Source organism: Rhizobium sp. P1_E1, from assembly GCF_056406015.1.
Genome location: NZ_JBFUAY010000024.1, coordinates 41,132 through 58,730 on the forward strand (window position 1 = coordinate 41,132; position 17,599 = coordinate 58,730).

Genomic DNA, 17,599 nt, shown 5'->3' on the forward strand with positions numbered 1-17,599 from the left:
CGGACGGAAGCCTTCAGGCAATCATTGGATCGGGGCCGTACTCAGGAACCCTTGCCACCGCACTTGCCCGTAGCAACGTTGAAGTTGCCGCAGGACATCGGCTTGCGCCAATCGGAGATCAGGTCCTTGGAATCAGGTAGGTAATCCGACCATTCGTCACCGACGACGGCAGGTGTCTGCTGGACGATTTCGAACTGGCCGTCGGCCTGGATTTCACCGATCAGCACCGGTTTGGTGATGTGGTGGTTCGGCATGACGGTCGCATAACCGCCGGAGAGGTTCGGAACGCTGACGCCGATGATGGTGTCGAGAACCTTGTCGGTGTCGGTCGTGCCGGCAGCCTGGACGGCCTTAACCCATGCGTTGAAACCGATATAGGCGGCTTCCATCGGGTCGTTCGTCACGCGCTTGTCGTTCTTGGTGAAAGCGTGCCAGTCCTTGATGAACTTCTTGTTGGCAGGGCTTTCGACCGACTCGAAGTAGTTCCAGGCAGCGAGATGGCCGACGAGCGGCTTGGTGTCGAGACCGGCAAGCTCTTCTTCGCCGACCGAGAAGGCGACGACGGGAATGTCGGTTGCCTTGATGCCCTTGTTCCCCAGTTCCTTGTAGAAGGGAACGTTGGCATCGCCGTTGATCGTCGAGACGACGGCGGTCTTCTTGCCGGCCGAACCGAATTCCTTGATCTTGGAAACTTCGGTCTGCCAGTCGGAGAAGCCGAACGGCGTGTAGTTGGTCATGATATCTTCTTTCGGAATACCCTTCGAAATCAGATATGCCTCGAGAATCTTGTTGGTCGTGCGCGGATAAACGTAGTCCGTACCTTCGAGAACGAAGCGCTTGACGCCCTCTTTTTCCATCAGGTAGTCGACAGCAGGAATGGCCTGCTGGTTCGGAGCAGCGCCGGTGTAGAAGATGTTGCGCGAGGACTCTTCGCCTTCATACTGGACCGGGTAGAAGAGGATCGAGTTGGTCTCTTCGAAAACCGGCAGAACGGACTTGCGCGACGAGGACGTCCAGCAACCGAAGACGGCCGCAACCTTGTCCTTCTGGATCAACTCACGTGCCTTTTCGGCAAACAGCGGCCAGTCGGAAGCCGGGTCGACGACGACGGCCTCAAGCTTCTTGCCGAGAAGGCCGCCCTTCTTGTTCTGCTCGTCGATGAGCATCAGCATGGCGTCCTTGAGCGTGGTCTCGGAGATGGCCATGGTGCCGGAAAGCGAGTGCAGAATGCCGACCTTGATCGTGTCGTCGGCGGCAACCGCACCGCTGAAGGCAGCCGAGGCCGCCATGACGGCGCCGAGTGCAGCGCCAGTAATAGTAGTTCTGAGATTCATCTGGTTGAGCCCCTCTTCTTGTTCCGCAACAGGCCGGAAACGGAGATTAACTGTTGCTTAAGGGACTATCGGGCGCTGCAGCGCAAAAACACATACGCAAAATGACGTAGGCGCGGGGGTCAAACAGGCAGACCAGGGAAGGAAGGGCATCCCCCGCAGCAGGGATGCCCTATCTCGATACCGGAATTTATCCGTCGATCGTCAAGGTAACTGAGGTCGGGCCGTAGGATAGGCTCGCCTTGTGGCCGGAAACCGTGACCTTGCCGAAGGTGCCAGTCACGGCACTCGCCTTCAGGATTTCGATCTTCGTTCCAGGCGTTGGGGCATAGCCATCGGCAATCGTCACGTCGAGGTCGCCGGCCAGCACTGCCTTGCCTTCGACAACCAGCGTGCCCGCGCCGTTTTCGCCGAGCGCCGACTTCGTCATGGCATTGGCGACCTGCTGATAGTCACCGCTCACGGTCAAAGGCTTGTCGGCCGCCAGAACGAGCGAGCCGCCATTGAGCGTCAGCCCGCCACGACCGAAGGCCGACGGCGACAAGGCCACCAGCGCGCCCTCTTCCAGCACGGTGCCGCCGGAATAGCTGTTGGCGCCTGAAAGCCCGAGGATGCCGTTGCCGCGCTTCACCAGCCTGCCCTTGCCGGTAATGTCGTTCCGCCAGGTGTCGATCGAATTGAACCCGCCCTTTGCCGCGTCCATCGTCACGGTCACCTCCTGTTCGAACGCAGCGTAACCGTCGGCGGCGGCAAACAGGTTGAGACGGCCGTAACCTTCCGCATCGTCGAGGAGCGGGTAGCCGGAGGCGATCTCCGTCGTCTTCAGCACGTCGCGGCGCTGCTCGCCGTCCAGATAGGGCAGACGCGTTTCGAGAAGCGCTTCGGCGCCCTGCGGCACCCGCGCCGGCTGATCGGTCGCATGGATCGTCGGCAGGCCGTAGCTTAGGCGCTGCAGCACGTAGGCGCGATTGGCGTCATGATCGGCGAAACGGTCTGCGGCAAGCGGTGCCGCGTGGGCAGCGACTTCCAGCGCTCCTGCATCCGCAACGCCTGACTTGGCGATAAGCCATGCCTGCGCTTGGGCGTAAGCATCGCTCTTCAGCGCCGCATTGTCGGCCTTGTTCAGATTGTAGACGACCGTAGCGGTGCCGAGCATCCGGCCGCCCATCACGTCGAGAGGAGAATGCATGCCGGCGAGGATGCGGTCTTCACCCAGCTCGCTGGCGCGCGTGATCATTTCCTGAAAACGCTGCGGCACGAGGTAGGCCATGGCCAGCGCATCCCGCCAGGCTTCCGCCGTATGCCCGCTGGGGAAGCCGCCGTCCTCGACCGGCTTGCCGCTCTTGGCGGGCTCCAGCGTCGGGACGACCGATACGTCCTGGCTCCAGCGATAGGGACGGCCATATTTGAAATAGCGCTTGGCCGGTTCCGTCGAACCGTCACCGCTTGCGGCGTTGATGAAGTCGATTGCAAGGCCCATGTCGGGGTTGGCATCGGTCTTGTTTTCCGTATCCGGCTTGCTGCCGGCGCCGCGATTGTTGCCCTTGTCATCGTATTTGACCGTCGTCGCATCGACCGCCACCGCGGTGATCGTGGTGTTCTGCTTCGAGCCGGCCTTCCAGGCAGCCGTCAGCGGGCCGAGGCCGTCGACGATACTGGCATTCTTGCCGCGCCGATCGTCGAGATAGGCGGCCACCGCTTGATCGGCCGTCCGCGCCCGCGTCGCATTGACGACATAGGCGATGTTCGCATCATGGACGGCCTGGTTGACGATATGGCCGTCGGTCTTGCTGGCGGGAATACCGTCCCAATCCGTCTTGGCGACAGCCGGGCAATTGTCCTTGGCCGGGGCCTCGACACCCGCATCGACGAAAGGCGTGCGCGGAGTCCAGATTTCGAGGAAGCCGGAGAGAAGGTGAACGGCGGCGTTGGTGTCTGCCGTCGAGAAGCAGGCGTCACCGCGCTTGTTGGTGTTTCCGGCCTCCACATAAGGAACTTTGGCCGCCGTGGCCTGCTCGGCGCTGGCAAGCGATGGCACGATCGAAAGAAGGCAGACGAGGGCGGTGCTCCGGCGGCAGAGGCTTAAAACAGACATGGTGATACCCGAAATGGTTGAACGAACGCCGGGAGAGTTAGAGCTCTTATGTGACGGATCAATTGCAAATATATTGCCATTCTGTGAACCAGTCGGTGCCCGCCTCTTGCCTTTCCCAACCATCCCGCCAAAACTGCCAGAGAGACGATGAGCCCAACCGGAATGCCGGAAAGGAAGACATGGCAGCGCGCCAACGCATCATTCCGGTGAGACGCGAATACAATCGCTGGGTCGCCAACCAGACGCTGGAAGATTACGCGTTGCGCTTCACCGCAAAGAGCGCTCGCCATTTCTCCTCGCAGCGCATCTCGCAGACGGCGATCGGCGCGATCTCCTTCCTGGCGCTGGAGGCGATTGGCGGCGCGATCACCCTCTCCTACGGCACCACCAACGCCTTTTACGCCATTATCGTCGCCTCGGTCGCCATGCTGGCGATCGGCCTGCCGATCAGCCGCTACGCCATCCGCCACGGCGTCGACATCGATCTTCTGACGCGCGGCGCGGGCTTCGGCTATATCGGCTCGACCATCACCTCGCTGATCTATGCAAGCTTCACCTTCATGCTGTTTGCGATCGAGGCATCGATCATGTCCGGAGCGCTGGAGCTCACTCTCGGCATCCCGCTCTGGATCGGCTACATCATCAGCGCCGTCATGGTCATCCCGCTGGTGACGCACGGCGTGCGGCTGATCAGCAAGTTTCAGCTGATGACCCAGCCCTTCTGGATCGTGCTGAATATCCTACCCTTCATCTTCATCGCCTTGCTGGACTGGGAAAAATTCGATCTCTGGCGCGCCTTTGCCGGCATCCGCCATGCCTCCGGTCCGCCCGGCACCATCGCCGAATTCGATCTGGTGGAGTTCGGCGCTGCTTCTGCCGTCATCCTGGCGCTGATGTCGCAGATCGGCGAACAGGCCGACTTCCTGCGCTTCCTGCCGCCGGATCCACAGCGCAAGTGGCGCCATCGCCTGGCGATCTTTCTCGCCGGGCCCGGCTGGGTCATCATCGGCGCCCCGAAGCTGCTTGCCGGTTCATTCCTGGTCGTGCTGACCTTCGCCTCGGGTGTCCCCCTCGATCGCGCCGCCGACCCGGCGCAGATGTATCTGACCGCCTTCGGCTACATGGTCCCCTGGCACAATGCGGCGCTGCTGTTGATGGCCGCCTTCGTCGTCGTCTCGCAGCTGAAGATCAACGTGATGAACGCCTATGCAGGCTCCCTCGCCTGGTCGAACTTCTTCTCGCGGCTGACCCACAGCCATCCCGGCCGCGTCATCTGGTTGGTCTTCAACGTCGCAATTGCCCTGCTTTTGATGGAACTCGGCATTTACCGGCTGCTGGAGGAGACGCTCGGCATCTTCTCGATCATCGCAATGGCCTGGCTCTGCACGATCTCCGCCGATCTCTTCATCAACAAGCCGCTGGGTCTTGCTCCCCCCGGCATCGAGTTCAAGCGCGCCCACCTCTACGATATCAACCCGGTCGGCCTCGGCGCCATGACGCTGTCGGCGACGGTGTCGCTGATTGCCCATTTCGGTGCCTTCGGCGACATCGCCGCCTCGCTCGCCCCCTACATCACCCTCGTCATCGCCCTAATCGCCTCGCCTGTCATCGCCTGGGCGACGAAGGGCAAGTTCTACCTCGCCCGCAAGCCGCGCCAGAGCTGGAAGAACCTGACGAGCATTACCTGCTCGGTCTGCGAACACCCGTTCGAGCCAGAGGACATGGCCTGGTGCCCGGCCTACGCCGCGCCGATCTGCTCGCTCTGCTGTTCGCTCGACAGCCGCTGCCACGACATGTGCAAGCCCGCCGCCCGTTTCAACGCGCAGGTCGGCACCGTCGCCAAGGCGCTGCTGCCGGAAGCCATTCTGGGGAAGCTGGCGACGCGCCTCGGCCGCTACGGCATCGCCGTCGTGCTGGCATTGACCGCCATCGGCGCGATCCTGGCGATGATCGCCCATCAGGTCGCCTCCGCCTCACCCGCGACCGCCGAAGTCGTCAACCGCACCATCTTCATCGTCTTCTTCGTCTTCTCGGTAATTTCAGGCGTTGTCTGCTGGTTCTATGTGCTCGCCCATGACAGCCGCGTCGTTGCCGAGGAGGAATCCTCGCGCCAGAACACACTGCTGCTCAAGGAAATCGCCGCCCACAAGAAGACCGACGCCGCCCTGCAGAACGCCAAAGAGACGGCCGAGGCCGCCAACCGCGCCAAGAGCCGCTACGTCGTCGGGCTCAGCCATGAGCTGCGCACGCCGCTGAACGCCGTACTCGGCTATGCCCAGATCCTCGAACGCGACGAGACCATCCCGGCGCCGCGCCAATCCTCGATCAAGGTCATTCGCCGCAGCGCCGAACACCTCTCCGGGCTGATCGACGGCCTGCTCGATATTTCCAAGATCGAGGCCGGCCGCCTTCAGGTCTATTCCAACGAGATCAACATCCAGGACTTTCTCGACCAGATCGTCGATATGTTCCGCCCGCAGGCGCAGGCAAAGGGGCTTACCTTCATCCATGAGCGCTCGCCGGCCTTACCGCAATTCGTCCGCACCGACGAAAAGCGCCTGCGCCAGATCCTGGTCAACCTGCTCTCCAATGCCATCAAGTTCACCGACGAAGGCAGCGTCATCTTCGATGTCGGCTATCGCAGCCAGGTCGCGACCTTCACCGTCACTGACACCGGCCGCGGCATCACGGAGAAAGACCTGACCCGCATCTACGAACCCTTCCAGCGCGGCGAGGCTGAAAGCGTGCGGCCAATGCCGGGGCTTGGCCTCGGCCTCACCATCACCCGGCTTCTGACCAACACGCTCGGCGGCGAGATTTCGGTCTCGAGCGTGAAGGACGAAGGCTCGACCTTCCGGGTCCGGCTGATGCTGTCCGCCGTCATGCGCGCCGTGGCCGCCGCACCGCAAGAAAAGCGCATTGTCGGTTACGACGGCCCGCGCCGCACGGTCGTGGTCGTCGACGATAACGAGGACCACCGCGAGATGATGCGCGAAATCCTGGCGCCGCTCGATTTCATCGTGCTGACGGCGGCAGGCGGCGGCGAATGCGTGACGCTGATCGAGGGCATCATACCGGACCTCTTCCTTGTCGATATCCTGATGCCCGGCATGAACGGCTGGCAGCTCGTCTCGCGTCTGCGCGAGGCCGGTCAGACGGCGCCAGTGCTGATGCTTTCGGCCAATATTGGTGATGCAGCGGTTCTCAGCGACAGTGACGACAGCCATAACGATGCGATCGGCAAACCGGTCGACATCCGCCAGCTGCGCGACAAGCTCGCCCTGCATCTTGGCCTGAAATGGATCTTTGCCGATGCCGCGCCAGCCGTTCCTGTTAAGATCGAAGCGCCGATGCTGAGCCCAGGCGCTGCCCATATCCAGGAATTGCTGCGGCTCGGCGAGATCGGCTATATCAGAGGTATCGAAGCCAAGCTTTCCGACCTTGCCAAGGTGGAGGCAAATCAGCCATTCACAGAGGAACTTCGCGCCTATGTCGCCGCCTTCGATCTCGCCGGCTTCATGACCTTCCTGCACGACTTCGACGAAAAGGTGGAACCCATTGCCTGAGCCGGCCCTCCCCCGCGACATCGTTCTGCTCGTCGACGACTCGGCCGAAGCACTCGGCTTCTTGACCGACGCACTCGAACAATCCGGCTTCTCGGTGCTGATCGCCACGTCGGGCACGGCCGCACTTGGTATCGTCGAGCGCATCACGCCCGATATCATCCTGCTCGACGCGGTGATGCCCGCCATGGACGGCTTCGAGACCTGCCGTCGGCTGAAGGCGAATGCCGCGGTGGCACAGGTGCCTGTCATCTTCATGACCGGCCTGACCGRGACCGAGCATGTCGTGCACGCGCTGGAATCCGGCGGCGTCGATTATCTCAGCAAGCCAATCAACATCGATGAACTGCGCGCCCGCATCCGTGTCCATCTGCGCAACGCTCGCTCGGCCCAAAGCGCCCGCATCGCACTGGACGCGGCCGGCCGCCATCTGCTGGCTGTCAAGGGCGACGGTGCCATCCACTGGTCAACGCCGCAAGCCACACGGCTGGTCAATGCGGCCATGGGCAGCGACGACGGCATGGAAATCGTCGTCCACCATATCGCCGACTGGATGCGCGACCGCGTCGCCGCGGTGCGCGACGGCATCATCTCCGTTGCCCATGCCGGCCAAGCGGCGCTGCAGCTCGCCTTCCTCGGCGCAATCGGCCCTGACGAATATCTCTTCCGCCTCACTGCCGCCAATCAGCGCAGCGACGACGCGGTGCTGCGCCAGCGGTTTTCGCTCACCCAGCGCGAATCCGAAGTGCTGCTCTGGATTGCCAAGGGCAAGGCCAACCGCGACATCGGCGAAATATTGGGACTGTCGGCGCGGACGGTGAACAAGCACCTCGAACAGATTTATGTGAAGCTCGGCGTCGAGAACCGTGCATCAGCCGCCGTGAAGGCCACGCATGTGCTGCACGAGATGTGAGATGGCGTTGGCGGCTGGTCGCTAAACCACCCGATCCGGCACATCCCTGCCCTCGAAAAACGCCGCCACGTTGTCGACCACCTTCATGCCCATGGCGGTCCGCGTCTCTTCCGTGGCGCTGCCGAGATGCGGCAGCACCATGACGTTCTCCATCCGCCGCAGCGCCTCCGGGACATCAGGTTCCGCCTCGTAGACGTCAAGCCCGGCGCCGCGGATCGTGCCCGCCTTGAGCGCTGCAATCAGCGCCGCCTCATCCACCACGTCGCCACGCGCCGTATTGATGAGAAAGGCGCCCGGCTTCATCGCCGTAAGCCGTGCCGCATTTATCAGGTGTCGGTTCTCTGCTCCACCGGGGCAATGCAGCGAGACGAAATCGGCCACCGCCAGCACGGCCTCGATGGTTGGCAGTTGCCGCGCGCCGTAACGCGCCGCCTCCGCCGGATCGATCGGTGAACGGTTGAAGAACACCACATCCATGCCGAAGCCGAAATGGCAGCGTTGCGCGAAGGCCTTGCCGATTCGGCCGAAACCGATGATGCCGACCGTCTTCCGGGTCACCTTGGTGCCGACCATATGCGTCGGGCACCAGCCCTTCCATTCACCAGCGCGTACCTGCCGCTCGCCCTCGCTGCCGCGCCGGGCAACGGAGAGCAGCAGCAACATGGCGATATCGGCCGTGCAGTCGGTCAGCACGCCCGGCGTGTTTGTGACCGCAATGCCTCTGTCCCTGGCAGCGGATATATCGATGTGATTGTAGCCGACGCCGAAATTGCCGAGGATCTTGGTGACAACAGACAGGCCGTCGAAGACAGCGGCGGGCAACCGATCGGAAACCGTCGGCAGTACGGCATCATAAGTCGAGAGCGCCAGCCTTAGCTCGTTTTCACCGAGCGGAATATCGTCAGGATTGAACGTCACGTCGAAACGTTCGGCAAGGACGGCTTCCACCGTGGCTGGCCAGCGCCGGGTGACGAGAATGCGGGGTTTGGACATGGACGGTTCCACTCAACGCTTCAAAACGATGCCAAGAGTTAGACCAGCCAGGCGAAAATTGAAACGTCCGCAAAAAGAAAGAAGCCCGGTCGGAACCGGGCTTCGATAATCATGTCCCATAAAGGGGAACGAAGCTTACATGCCCTGCGGGAAGTAGCTGTACTTGCCGTCCGGACCCTTCTTCCATTCGTACATGATGTAGCCGGGGATCTTCGGATCGCCCTTTTCATCGAACGAAATATCGCCGAGAACGGTCGGGAACGGGCCCTTTTCCTTCATAGCCTTGGCAACGGCCTCAGGATCCAGCGAGCCGGCAGCCTTGGCGGCCCCGGCAATCGTCTGCATCGCAGCGTAGGAATAGAGCGTGTAGGCTTCCGGATTGAAACCAGCGGCCTTGAACTTTTCGACGAGTTCCTTGTTCGCAGGGTTCGCCGTCGGATCGGGGCCGAAGGTGTTCAGCGTACCGGCGACGGCGTCGCCAGCGATCGAGGCCAGTTCGTTCGAAACGATACCGTCGCCCGAAACCAGCGTCGCCTTCAGGCCCTGGTCAGCCGCCTGACGGATGATGAGACCGGCTTCGGTGTGCAGACCACCCCAATAGATGATCGAGACGCCGGCTTCCTTCATCTTGGCGATGAGGGCCGAGAAGTCCTTGTCGCCGACATTGATGCCTTCGTAAATGACTTCCGTCACGCCTGCGGCGTTCATAGCCTTCTTGGTTTCGTCGGCAAGGCCCTGACCGTAGGGGGTCTTGTCGTGAACGACAGCGATCTTCGCGTCCTTGAAGTGATCGGCAAGATACTTGCCGGCGATGGCACCCTGCTGGTCGTCACGGCCGCAGGTGCGGAACGTGTTCCAGAGGCCCCGTTCCGTGAAGGTCGGGTTCGTCGCGGCCGGGGTGATTTCGAGGATGCCGTTTTCGGCATAGACTTCCGAAGCCGGAATCGAAACGCCCGAGTTGAAGTGGCCGATGACGAACTTGACGCCGTCAGCAGCGAACTTGTTGGCAACCGAAATGCCCTGCTTCGGGTCGGAGACGTCGTCGCCGAGTTCGATCTTGATCTGCTCGCCGTTAATGCCGCCAGCAGCGTTGATGTCGGCGGCTGCCTGTTCAGCACCCTTCTGGAGCTGAGCGCCGAACGCGGCGTTCGGACCAGTCAGCGGACCAGCGACAGCGATGAGAACGTCGGCCCACGCGTTGCCGCTGAAGGCGAGCATCGCCGTCAGAGCCACTGCCGACAGAAGAGACTTCTTCATATTATTACTCCCAATTTTTGGGCGGGTTCCGGTCCAAGGCCCAGCGCACTACCCACCATTGACTGCGCCAGGAAAGCTGTTCCACTCGGAAGGCAATTCATGCCTAGTTTCAACGGACTGTCAATGTTTGTCCTTCCACGAAAACGCGGAAGTCTTTTCGTACAGCCAGTAATAGTTGTTAACCATCTGATTGGTGCGGCGGTGGCGGAAGCCGGCCGTCGAGAAGACCAGCAGCGTCACGAAATCGAGGATATAGTAGAAGGTGCTAAGCATTGGCCCATTGAACAGGGCATGATGCAGGAACTGCATCGCCCAGGCGAGCAGAAATGTATAGACGATGACCAGCGGATAGTCGCTCCAGCCCTCGGCAACCGCTTTGCCGGCGCGCCAGGCCGTCCAGAAGCCTAAGAGCAAGACGATGACACGGATCGCCACAAGGGGGCCGACATCCGCTTCGAAGAAAAGTCCCTGCATGTCAAACTCTCCTTTCGACCTAGTGTCTTCCGCCTTCGAGATAGGCGGCGCGGACCTCGGGATTGGCAAGAAGCTCCTTGCCGGAGCCGCTCATCGTCACCTTGCCGTTCACCATCACGTAGGCGCGGTGAGAAAGCCTGAGGGCGGCGAACGCGTTCTGCTCGACGAGGAAAACGGTCAGCCCCTCCGCCTCGTTGAGCTTCTTGATCGCCTCGAAGATGCCCTTGACGATCAGCGGCGCAAGACCGAGCGAGGGTTCGTCGAGAAGCAGCAACTTCGGGCGCGCCATCAGCGCGCGGCCGATCGACAGCATCTGCTGCTCACCGCCCGAAAGTGTTCCGCCGCGCTGGGCGTGACGTTCCTTGAGACGCGGGAAGAGCGTGAAGATCTTCTCAACGTCTTCGGCGAAGTGTTTCAGATTGTCGAGGCCTGCGCCCATCTGAAGATTTTCCAGAACCGTCATGCGCGGGAAGATGCGGCGGCCTTCTGGCGACTGTGCAATGCGTAGACGGGCAATTTCATGCGTCGGCATGCGGGTGATGTCGCGGCCCTCGAAGACCACCGAACCGGTGCGGGCCTGCGGGCTGCCGCAGATCGTCATCATCAGTGTCGACTTGCCGGCGCCATTGGCGCCGATCAGGCTGACGATCTCGCCCTTGTTGACGTGGACATCGACGCCGGCCAGCGCGCGGATATTGCCGTAATAGGTTTCGACGCTGTTGACCTGAAGGAGCGGTTGACCGGTCATTACTTCATCGCCCATCAGTTTGCGCCTCCTTCGAGCTGCTCGACGGCTGCGATCACCTCTTCCACTTCTTCATCCTCGACACCGAGATAGGCCGCGATAACCCTCGGATCGTTCTTCACGTGATCCGGCGTGCCATCGGAAATCTTCTGACCATATTCGAGGACGACGACGTGGTCGGAGATTTCCATGACCACCGACATGTCGTGCTCGATCAGCAGGATCGACGTTCCTGTTTCGGCGCGAATGCTCTTCAGCAGCGCGTTGAGCGTTGCCGATTCCCGGGGGTTGAGGCCGGCAGCCGGTTCATCCAGGCAAAGCAGCTCGGGGCCAGTGCACATGGCGCGGGCAATTTCGAGACGCCGCTGGGCGCCGTAGGGCAGGTCGCCGGCGGGGTCGTCGGCGCGGTCGATCAGGTCGGCCTTCTCAAGCCAGAAACGGGCAAGCTCGATCGCCCCGGCCGCTTCCCGCTTATAGGGGCCGACACCGATGAGGCCGAGGATCGTATAACCTGATGCCTTCATCAGCTTGTTGTGCTGGGCAACCAGCAGGTTTTCTAGAACGGTCAGGCCGGAGAACAGCCGGATGTTCTGGAAGGTACGTGCGACCTTGGCTTCCCTGGTGATGCGAAAGTCCGGAAGGCGCTCCAGCAGGTATTGCTTGCCGCTCTTCTGGTTGAACGTGATCATGCCCATCGTCGGCTTGTAGAAGCCGGTGATGCAGTTGAAGACGGTGGTCTTGCCGGCGCCGTTCGGCCCGATCAGCGCGGTGATATCGCCGCGCTTGGCTTCGAAGGAGAAGTCGTTGATGGCCATAAGGCCGCCGAACTTCATCGACAGGTGTTCGACCTTGAGAAGAGTGTCGTCAGACATCGTATTCGTTACGGGGCTCATCAACCATGGCCCTCCTTGATGAAGCTTCCGGATATCGCCTTGCGCTCTCGGAGGAAGGCTGTCGGCTCACGCGAGCCGACGAAGCCGCGCGGCTTGAACAACATGACGACGACCATGGCGAGGCCGAAGATCAACATGCGGTAGAGTTCCGGCGTAAAATCGGGTCCGAAGATGAGTTTTAGGAAGTCCATGCTGCGCAACAACTCGGTGCCGCCGACCATGACGATGGCGGCGATCGCRATGCCGGTCAACGAGCCCATGCCGCCGAGAACGACGATAGCGAGAATGACGGCCGATTCCAGGAAGACGAAGGATTCCGGCGAAACGAAGCCCTGGCGGGCGGCGAAGAACGAGCCGGCGAAACCGGCAAACATCGCGCCCGTCGCAAAGGCGGTGAGTTTGGTCGTCACCGTATTGATACCGAGCGAACGGCAGGCGATCTCGTCTTCGCGCAAGGCTTCCCAGGCGCGTCCGATCGGCATGCGGCGCAGCCGGATGGTGACATAGGCCGTCAGCATGCAGAGCGCCAGGATCAGGTAAAAGAGGAAGATCTTGTAATAGGCCGAGGAGATCGGCAGGTGAAAGAGCTTGGCAAAGCCGCCGGCCGTCGCATCGAAGGGAATGCCGAAGAGTGTTGCCTTCGGGATGCTCGAGATACCGAAAGTGCCCTTCGTCACTTCAGTCCAGTTGATGAGGACGAGACGAATGATTTCACCGAAGGCAAGCGTCACGATGGCCAGGTAATCGCCGCGCAGGCGCAGCACCGGGAAGCCGAGAATGACGCCCCAGAGTGCCGCGAAGATGCCCGAAAGCGGCAGCAGTACCCAGAAGGACAGGCCGAAATAGCTCGAAAGCAGCGCGTAGGAATAAGCGCCAACAGCATAGAAGGCGACATAGCCGAGGTCGAGCAGGCCGGCGAGGCCGACGACGATGTTCAGCCCCCAGGCGAGCATTACATAGATCAGGATCTGGATGCCGAAATTGTCGACATATGTCAGCGAGCCCTGAGGGCCTTTGAACGCCACCACCACCATGGGATAAAGCAGCAGCGCGATCAGCGCGATCTTCAGGAAATGCCGGTGGAAGAAGCTCTTCTCGGTTGAGATGTCGAGTTCGCCCTGTCTCGACTTTGCCAGCTTGCGGCTATCGAGATGCGGCCGCAGGAAAACCACCGTGGCGAAGCGGCCGATGGCGGCGACCGCGACGAAGATCGCAAGCAGGCCCCAGCGCTGGACAATGATCAGCTCGTTGCTGATGTTCTGGTCGGTCTTGAGGCCGACATAGAGAACGAACATGCCGAACGACAGGACGGCGGCGAAAAGAGCTTCGGTAAGGCCTTTGCGGACAAGTCCGGCATCGGGCTTGCCTGCAGAATTTTCGATGTTTGCCATGACGTTATACCTTCTCGACTTCCGGCCGCCCGAGGATGCCGGTCGGCTTGAAGATCAACACGAAAGCCAGGATCGCAAAGGTCGCGACGTCCTTATAGGCGATGGTGAAGTATGCCGACCACAGCGACTCGATAAGGCCGATAAGGAGGCCGCCGAAGACGGCGCCGGGTAACGAACCGATACCGCCGAGAACGGCTGCCGTGAAGGCCTTCACACCGGGCGTGAAGCCGTCGTTAAACGAGGCGACGCCATAATACATCAGGTACATCGTGCCGGCGACGGCTGCGAGTGCCGCACCCATAACGAAAGTGATCGAGATCGTCTGGTCGACGTTGACGCCGAGCAGCGCTGCCATCTTGCGATCCTGCTCAGTGGCGCGCTGGGCACGGCCGAGTGCGGTACGATTGACGATGTACCAGAAGATCGTGAGCAGCACTGCCGTGATCACGATGATGATGATCTGTTTCAGCGACACCGAAATGTTGCCGAACTGGTAGACCGAGCTCACCATCGGCGGAATCGGCTTGTTGCGTGGACCCTGCGTCACCTGGATGAAATTGGACAGCGTGATCGACATGCCGATCGCGGTGATCAGCGGCGCCAGGCGGAAGGAACCGCGCAGGGGACGGTATGCGACGCGCTCAATCGTCCAGTTCCACAAGCTCGTCATCAACATCGCGACGACAAGCATCGCCAGCAGCAGAACTGCCACCGGGAGACCTGCGAAGATGGATGTGAGGACGAGGAAGACGATAAGAGCGGCGAAACCACCGAGCATGAAGATGTCGCCATGGGCGAAATTGATCATGCCGATAATGCCGTAAACCATCGTATAGCCAATAGCCACAAGGCCATAGATGGATCCGAGCGTCAGCCCATTTAAGAGCTGCTGGACGAAATACTCCATATGTCGTTTTCCCCTGGATGCGAGCGAAACACGCTGCATCTCTTTTTGGTTCTTCAGTTCTCCGTTTCAGAGAACCTCATAGGCCGAATGCATAGCGGTTTCGTTGGAAATGTGAAGACAAAAAGGATTTACTCCGACAGATTCTTGTCAGAACAGGCCTAACTGGCGCGTTTTGAACCAAAATCCACAGAAAAACGGCAGAGCAGGGCCTATTTTTAGCCAGAAACTGCCACGGGCTTAACCATGCGGAGATATCGCCGTCGATTTCCTGCCCCGCTTGCTGCGTAAGCTATTCCACAGAATTGGAAGATGGAGCAAATTCAGACCCCAAGGCAGCCTCTCTGACGAATGCCATTTCACGAACAATACCCGATCTTCGTCTGACAAGGCCGAAAACTTATGGTAGCATCATCAAGCTGTGTATTGAGGGATGCAGAGCATGACGGGGAACACCATATAACTTAAGTATCTGGTTGTAATAGGGATGGTTTGCGGACGAGCGACAACGGGGTGCTCGCCGCGTGGCGAACGGCAAAAGGACAATGCTGAGGACATTTGAAAAGGCGGCACTCGAAGCCGGCAGGGCCATCATCACGGTCTTGCGCGAAGGCTTCCCCGTCGCCATGAAGGCGGATGCCAGTCCGGTCACGGTCGCCGACGAGGAGGCTGAACGCATCATCCTCGCTCATCTCGCCAGAGATTATCCCGAAATACCCGTCGTGGCGGAAGAATCGGTCGCCGCCGGAAAAGTGCCCGACATTGCCGGCCGCGGCTTCTTTCTTGTCGACCCTCTCGACGGGACCCGCGAGTTCGTCGACGGACGGCAGGAATTCACCGTCAACATCGCCTATATCGAGAACGGCGCCCCGGTGGCGGGCATCGTCTACGCGCCAGCGCTCGGACTTGCCTTCTCGGGAGAACGCGGCCACGCCGAAAGGCTCGTCGTCGCGGACGATTTCACGGTTGGCGCACGCAGCACAATCACTGTGCGCGAGCAGCCTGACGACAGGCTGGCGCTTGCAAGCCTTCGCCACAACAGCCCGGAGACCGGAAGCTTCCTCGCCGACCACGCGATCTTCAAATGCACCAATATCGGCTCCTCGCTGAAATTCTGCCTGCTGGCCGAAGGCAAGGCCGACGTCTACCCGCGTTTCACCCGCACGATGGAATGGGACACCGCGGCCGGCGATGCGGTGCTGCGCGCCGCTGGCGGTTCGACGGTGACGCTGGACGGAACGCCGCTGACCTATGGCAAGACGGGAACCGCGGCCGATTTCGACTTCGCCAACCCGAACTTCATCTCCTGGGGCGGCAGGAAACGCGTCCTCGAACCGGCGTGACCATCCTTAAGATCGTTGAATACCGGCAAGCGGCGCGATTCTCTGCATCGTAACCATGAGCTCAGACCTGTCGCGACAATCTGCGACCGGCCTCGGGCATGCGCGCCTCAACTGCGCAAGCGTCCCTCCGTAAAGCGCATCCACGATCCCCTCTCCAGCTGTGAAGTGATTCGCGTTATCGGGCCTCACTGAGCGATTCGGGCCGCAAATTCGTTGTCCTGCATCTTTTCAAGACGCTGCGCGCCATCAATCTTGCCTTGATTTTGTCACATTTCGGCACGGCTTCGACAGTGATCGATATCTTCATCAGAAAAATTTCGGCCCGTGTTCCGTTAAGAAATATGCTTAAGAGACCTGGGTCACGTGTCGAAACGGCACGTCGCCACCCCCCTGTGAAGCCCTGCCAAAGGCCTAGAAACTTTGACAAAATTCCAATTCTTAACGAAATATCATGAGCTTGCCTCAACTTAACGCACATGCGAAAGATTTGCTGCGATGCGATATTTCTCTGGACACCATTACACAATTGTCGCATTTTTCCGTTTTAGTAGGGTTACCAAGACCTGAGTGCAGCCCTGGTGACAGGGTTAACCATTGATCGCCTATTGCCGCCGCGCCCCCCTCGAAGACAACAGAGTACGATCCTTGAGCATCACGGAACTAAACAACAGCATTTCGACAGACTCCTTCCGGCCGAGCCGCCGCCAGCAGCCGAGCCTGAAGATCCAGACCCCTGTTATCCATAGCGATGCGCCGCAGGCGCCGTTGGTGGATCTGGTCCTGAAGCGGGCGTTCGACATTTTTTCGTCGTTGAGCGCCCTCCTCGTCCTCGCCCCGTTCCTTCTGTTCGTCGCCCTGCTGATCAAGCTCGACAGCCCGGGACCGGTGCTCTTCAAGCAGACCCGCTGGGGCAAGAACTGCAAGGCCATCAAGGTCTACAAGTTCCGTTCCATGCGCACCGACCTCTGCGATGTCTCCGGTGTTGCCCAGACGGTGAAGAACGATCCGCGCATAACTCGCATCGGCGCCATCCTGCGCCGCACGAATGTCGATGAGTTGCCGCAGCTGCTGAACGTGTTGCTGGGCCACATGTCGGTCGTCGGCCCGCGTTGCCATGCAATCGGCATGCGCGCCGGCGGCATGCTCTACGAAGAGCTCGTACCGGAATACCATCAGCGCCATGCGATGCGCCCCGGCATGACGGGTCTTGCCCAGATGCGCGGCTTGCGCGGCCCGACCGATCGTCCGGCCAAGGCGCGCGCCCGCATCGCCAGCGATCTCTATTACGTCGGGAATTTTTCGATCGTGATGGACATGCGCATCATTTTCGGAACCGTCGTGTCGGAGCTGACCCGCGGAAAAGGCTTTTAAGCTTTAAGCTTTGTGAGAAGAGACCGGCTGCCTTGTGCATGTCGCCGAAAAGTGTGCAGCGGTTTTGCGAAACCGACATGCATAAAACAAAGACCTAAAGCGCGATGCCACGCGCTTTAGAGCATCCGGCACCGGAATGCTCTGGCGACCGCCTGCATGCGGTTGACCGAATCGAGTTTGCGCATCGCGCTCTTCAGATAACCTGCCACCGTGTGCGACGAGAGATCGAGAATGATCGCGATCTCGTCGCTGCTCTTGCCGGCCGCCGACTACAGCGCCGCGCGTCTTTTTAGACGCGCAAAGGACGCTGTAGCACTTTGAATTGC

General features: G+C 60.6%; 13 protein-coding genes and 1 pseudogene. 4 read left to right on the plus strand and 10 right to left on the minus strand.

Annotated features, from left to right (window positions below; translation table 11 throughout):
• Positions 1-41: 41 nt before the first annotated feature.
• Positions 42-1,334: an urea ABC transporter substrate-binding protein gene (urtA, locus tag AC1D1Z_RS11900; RefSeq protein WP_026230747.1), complete on the minus strand. Its 1,293-nt coding sequence runs from the start codon at positions 1,332-1,334 to the stop codon at positions 42-44.
• Between the two features lie 187 nt (positions 1,335-1,521).
• Complete coding sequence (locus AC1D1Z_RS11905; protein ID WP_130652943.1) at positions 1,522-3,426, minus strand: acid phosphatase; 1,905 nt, start codon at positions 3,424-3,426, stop codon at positions 1,522-1,524.
• Positions 3,427-3,605: 179 nt separating this feature from the next.
• On the opposite strand from AC1D1Z_RS11905, the gene AC1D1Z_RS11910 reads away from it, so the two are divergent.
• Both AC1D1Z_RS11910 and AC1D1Z_RS11915 read left to right on the plus strand, forming a co-directional pair.
• Positions 3,606-6,992, plus strand: coding sequence for a hybrid sensor histidine kinase/response regulator (locus AC1D1Z_RS11910; RefSeq protein WP_130652944.1), 3,387 nt, complete (start codon positions 3,606-3,608; stop codon positions 6,990-6,992).
• On the plus strand, positions 6,985-7,902 hold the full coding sequence (locus AC1D1Z_RS11915) for a response regulator (protein ID WP_477850599.1): 918 nt from the start codon (positions 6,985-6,987) through the stop codon (positions 7,900-7,902). Before AC1D1Z_RS11910 ends, AC1D1Z_RS11915 begins: the two co-directional genes overlap by 8 nt.
• Before the next feature lie 21 nt (positions 7,903-7,923).
• Here the strand turns inward: AC1D1Z_RS11915 and AC1D1Z_RS11920 are convergent, their stop codons facing one another.
• From AC1D1Z_RS11920 to AC1D1Z_RS11950, 7 genes are all read right to left on the minus strand, one after another.
• Positions 7,924-8,895 carry a 2-hydroxyacid dehydrogenase gene (locus AC1D1Z_RS11920; protein ID WP_130652945.1) on the minus strand — a complete coding sequence of 324 codons (972 nt, stop codon included), beginning with the start codon at positions 8,893-8,895 and terminating at the stop codon, positions 7,924-7,926.
• A gap of 135 nt (positions 8,896-9,030) precedes the next feature.
• The gene (locus AC1D1Z_RS11925; RefSeq protein WP_018243302.1) at positions 9,031-10,152 is read right to left on the minus strand and encodes a branched-chain amino acid ABC transporter substrate-binding protein; all 1,122 of its coding nucleotides are present in this window, start codon (positions 10,150-10,152) and stop codon (positions 9,031-9,033) included.
• Between the two features lie 120 nt (positions 10,153-10,272).
• Positions 10,273-10,626, minus strand: coding sequence for a DUF6867 family protein (locus tag AC1D1Z_RS11930; RefSeq protein ID WP_018243303.1), 354 nt, complete (start codon positions 10,624-10,626; stop codon positions 10,273-10,275).
• Positions 10,627-10,645: 19 nt separating this feature from the next.
• Complete coding sequence (locus tag AC1D1Z_RS11935; RefSeq protein ID WP_018243304.1) at positions 10,646-11,389, minus strand: ABC transporter ATP-binding protein; 744 nt, start codon at positions 11,387-11,389, stop codon at positions 10,646-10,648.
• A complete protein-coding gene (locus AC1D1Z_RS11940) occupies positions 11,389-12,264 on the minus strand; it encodes an ABC transporter ATP-binding protein (protein WP_018446887.1) in 876 nt (291 codons plus the stop codon). The genes AC1D1Z_RS11935 and AC1D1Z_RS11940 overlap by 1 nt, the downstream gene beginning before the upstream one ends.
• On the minus strand, positions 12,264-13,655 hold the full coding sequence (livM, locus tag AC1D1Z_RS11945; RefSeq protein ID WP_018243306.1) for a high-affinity branched-chain amino acid ABC transporter permease LivM: 1,392 nt from the start codon (positions 13,653-13,655) through the stop codon (positions 12,264-12,266). The genes AC1D1Z_RS11940 and livM overlap by 1 nt, the downstream gene beginning before the upstream one ends.
• A gap of 4 nt (positions 13,656-13,659) precedes the next feature.
• A complete protein-coding gene (locus tag AC1D1Z_RS11950; RefSeq protein ID WP_017965841.1) occupies positions 13,660-14,562 on the minus strand; it encodes a branched-chain amino acid ABC transporter permease in 903 nt (300 codons plus the stop codon).
• 542 nt (positions 14,563-15,104) lie between these two features.
• Here AC1D1Z_RS11950 and cysQ point away from each other — a divergent pair.
• Both cysQ and AC1D1Z_RS11960 read left to right on the plus strand, forming a co-directional pair.
• Positions 15,105-15,902, plus strand: a complete 798-nt coding sequence (gene cysQ / locus AC1D1Z_RS11955) for a 3'(2'),5'-bisphosphate nucleotidase CysQ (RefSeq protein WP_018446888.1) — start codon at positions 15,105-15,107, stop codon at positions 15,900-15,902.
• Between the two features lie 645 nt (positions 15,903-16,547).
• Positions 16,548-17,273, plus strand: a complete 726-nt coding sequence (locus AC1D1Z_RS11960) for a sugar transferase (RefSeq protein WP_018243308.1) — start codon at positions 16,548-16,550, stop codon at positions 17,271-17,273.
• 116 nt (positions 17,274-17,389) lie between these two features.
• Here the strand turns inward: AC1D1Z_RS11960 and AC1D1Z_RS11965 are convergent.
• A pseudogene (locus AC1D1Z_RS11965) lies at positions 17,390-17,542 on the minus strand (LuxR C-terminal-related transcriptional regulator); the annotation flags it as partial.
• Positions 17,543-17,599: the final 57 nt, after the last annotated feature.

Coding starts and splice junctions, on each gene's coding strand:
- urtA (WP_026230747.1), bottom strand. CDS start 1,334: ATGAATCTCAGAACTACTATTACTGGCGCTGCACTCGGCGCCGTCATG.
- AC1D1Z_RS11905 (WP_130652943.1), bottom strand. CDS start 3,426: ATGTCTGTTTTAAGCCTCTGCCGCCGGAGCACCGCCCTCGTCTGCCTT.
- AC1D1Z_RS11910 (WP_130652944.1), top strand. CDS start 3,606: ATGGCAGCGCGCCAACGCATCATTCCGGTGAGACGCGAATACAATCGC.
- AC1D1Z_RS11920 (WP_130652945.1), bottom strand. CDS start 8,895: ATGTCCAAACCCCGCATTCTCGTCACCCGGCGCTGGCCAGCCACGGTG.
- AC1D1Z_RS11925 (WP_018243302.1), bottom strand. CDS start 10,152: ATGAAGAAGTCTCTTCTGTCGGCAGTGGCTCTGACGGCGATGCTCGCC.
- AC1D1Z_RS11930 (WP_018243303.1), bottom strand. CDS start 10,626: ATGCAGGGACTTTTCTTCGAAGCGGATGTCGGCCCCCTTGTGGCGATC.
- AC1D1Z_RS11935 (WP_018243304.1), bottom strand. CDS start 11,389: ATGGGCGATGAAGTAATGACCGGTCAACCGCTCCTTCAGGTCAACAGC.
- AC1D1Z_RS11940 (WP_018446887.1), bottom strand. CDS start 12,264: ATGAGCCCCGTAACGAATACGATGTCTGACGACACTCTTCTCAAGGTC.
- AC1D1Z_RS11950 (WP_017965841.1), bottom strand. CDS start 14,562: ATGGAGTATTTCGTCCAGCAGCTCTTAAATGGGCTGACGCTCGGATCC.
- cysQ (WP_018446888.1), top strand. CDS start 15,105: ATGCTGAGGACATTTGAAAAGGCGGCACTCGAAGCCGGCAGGGCCATC.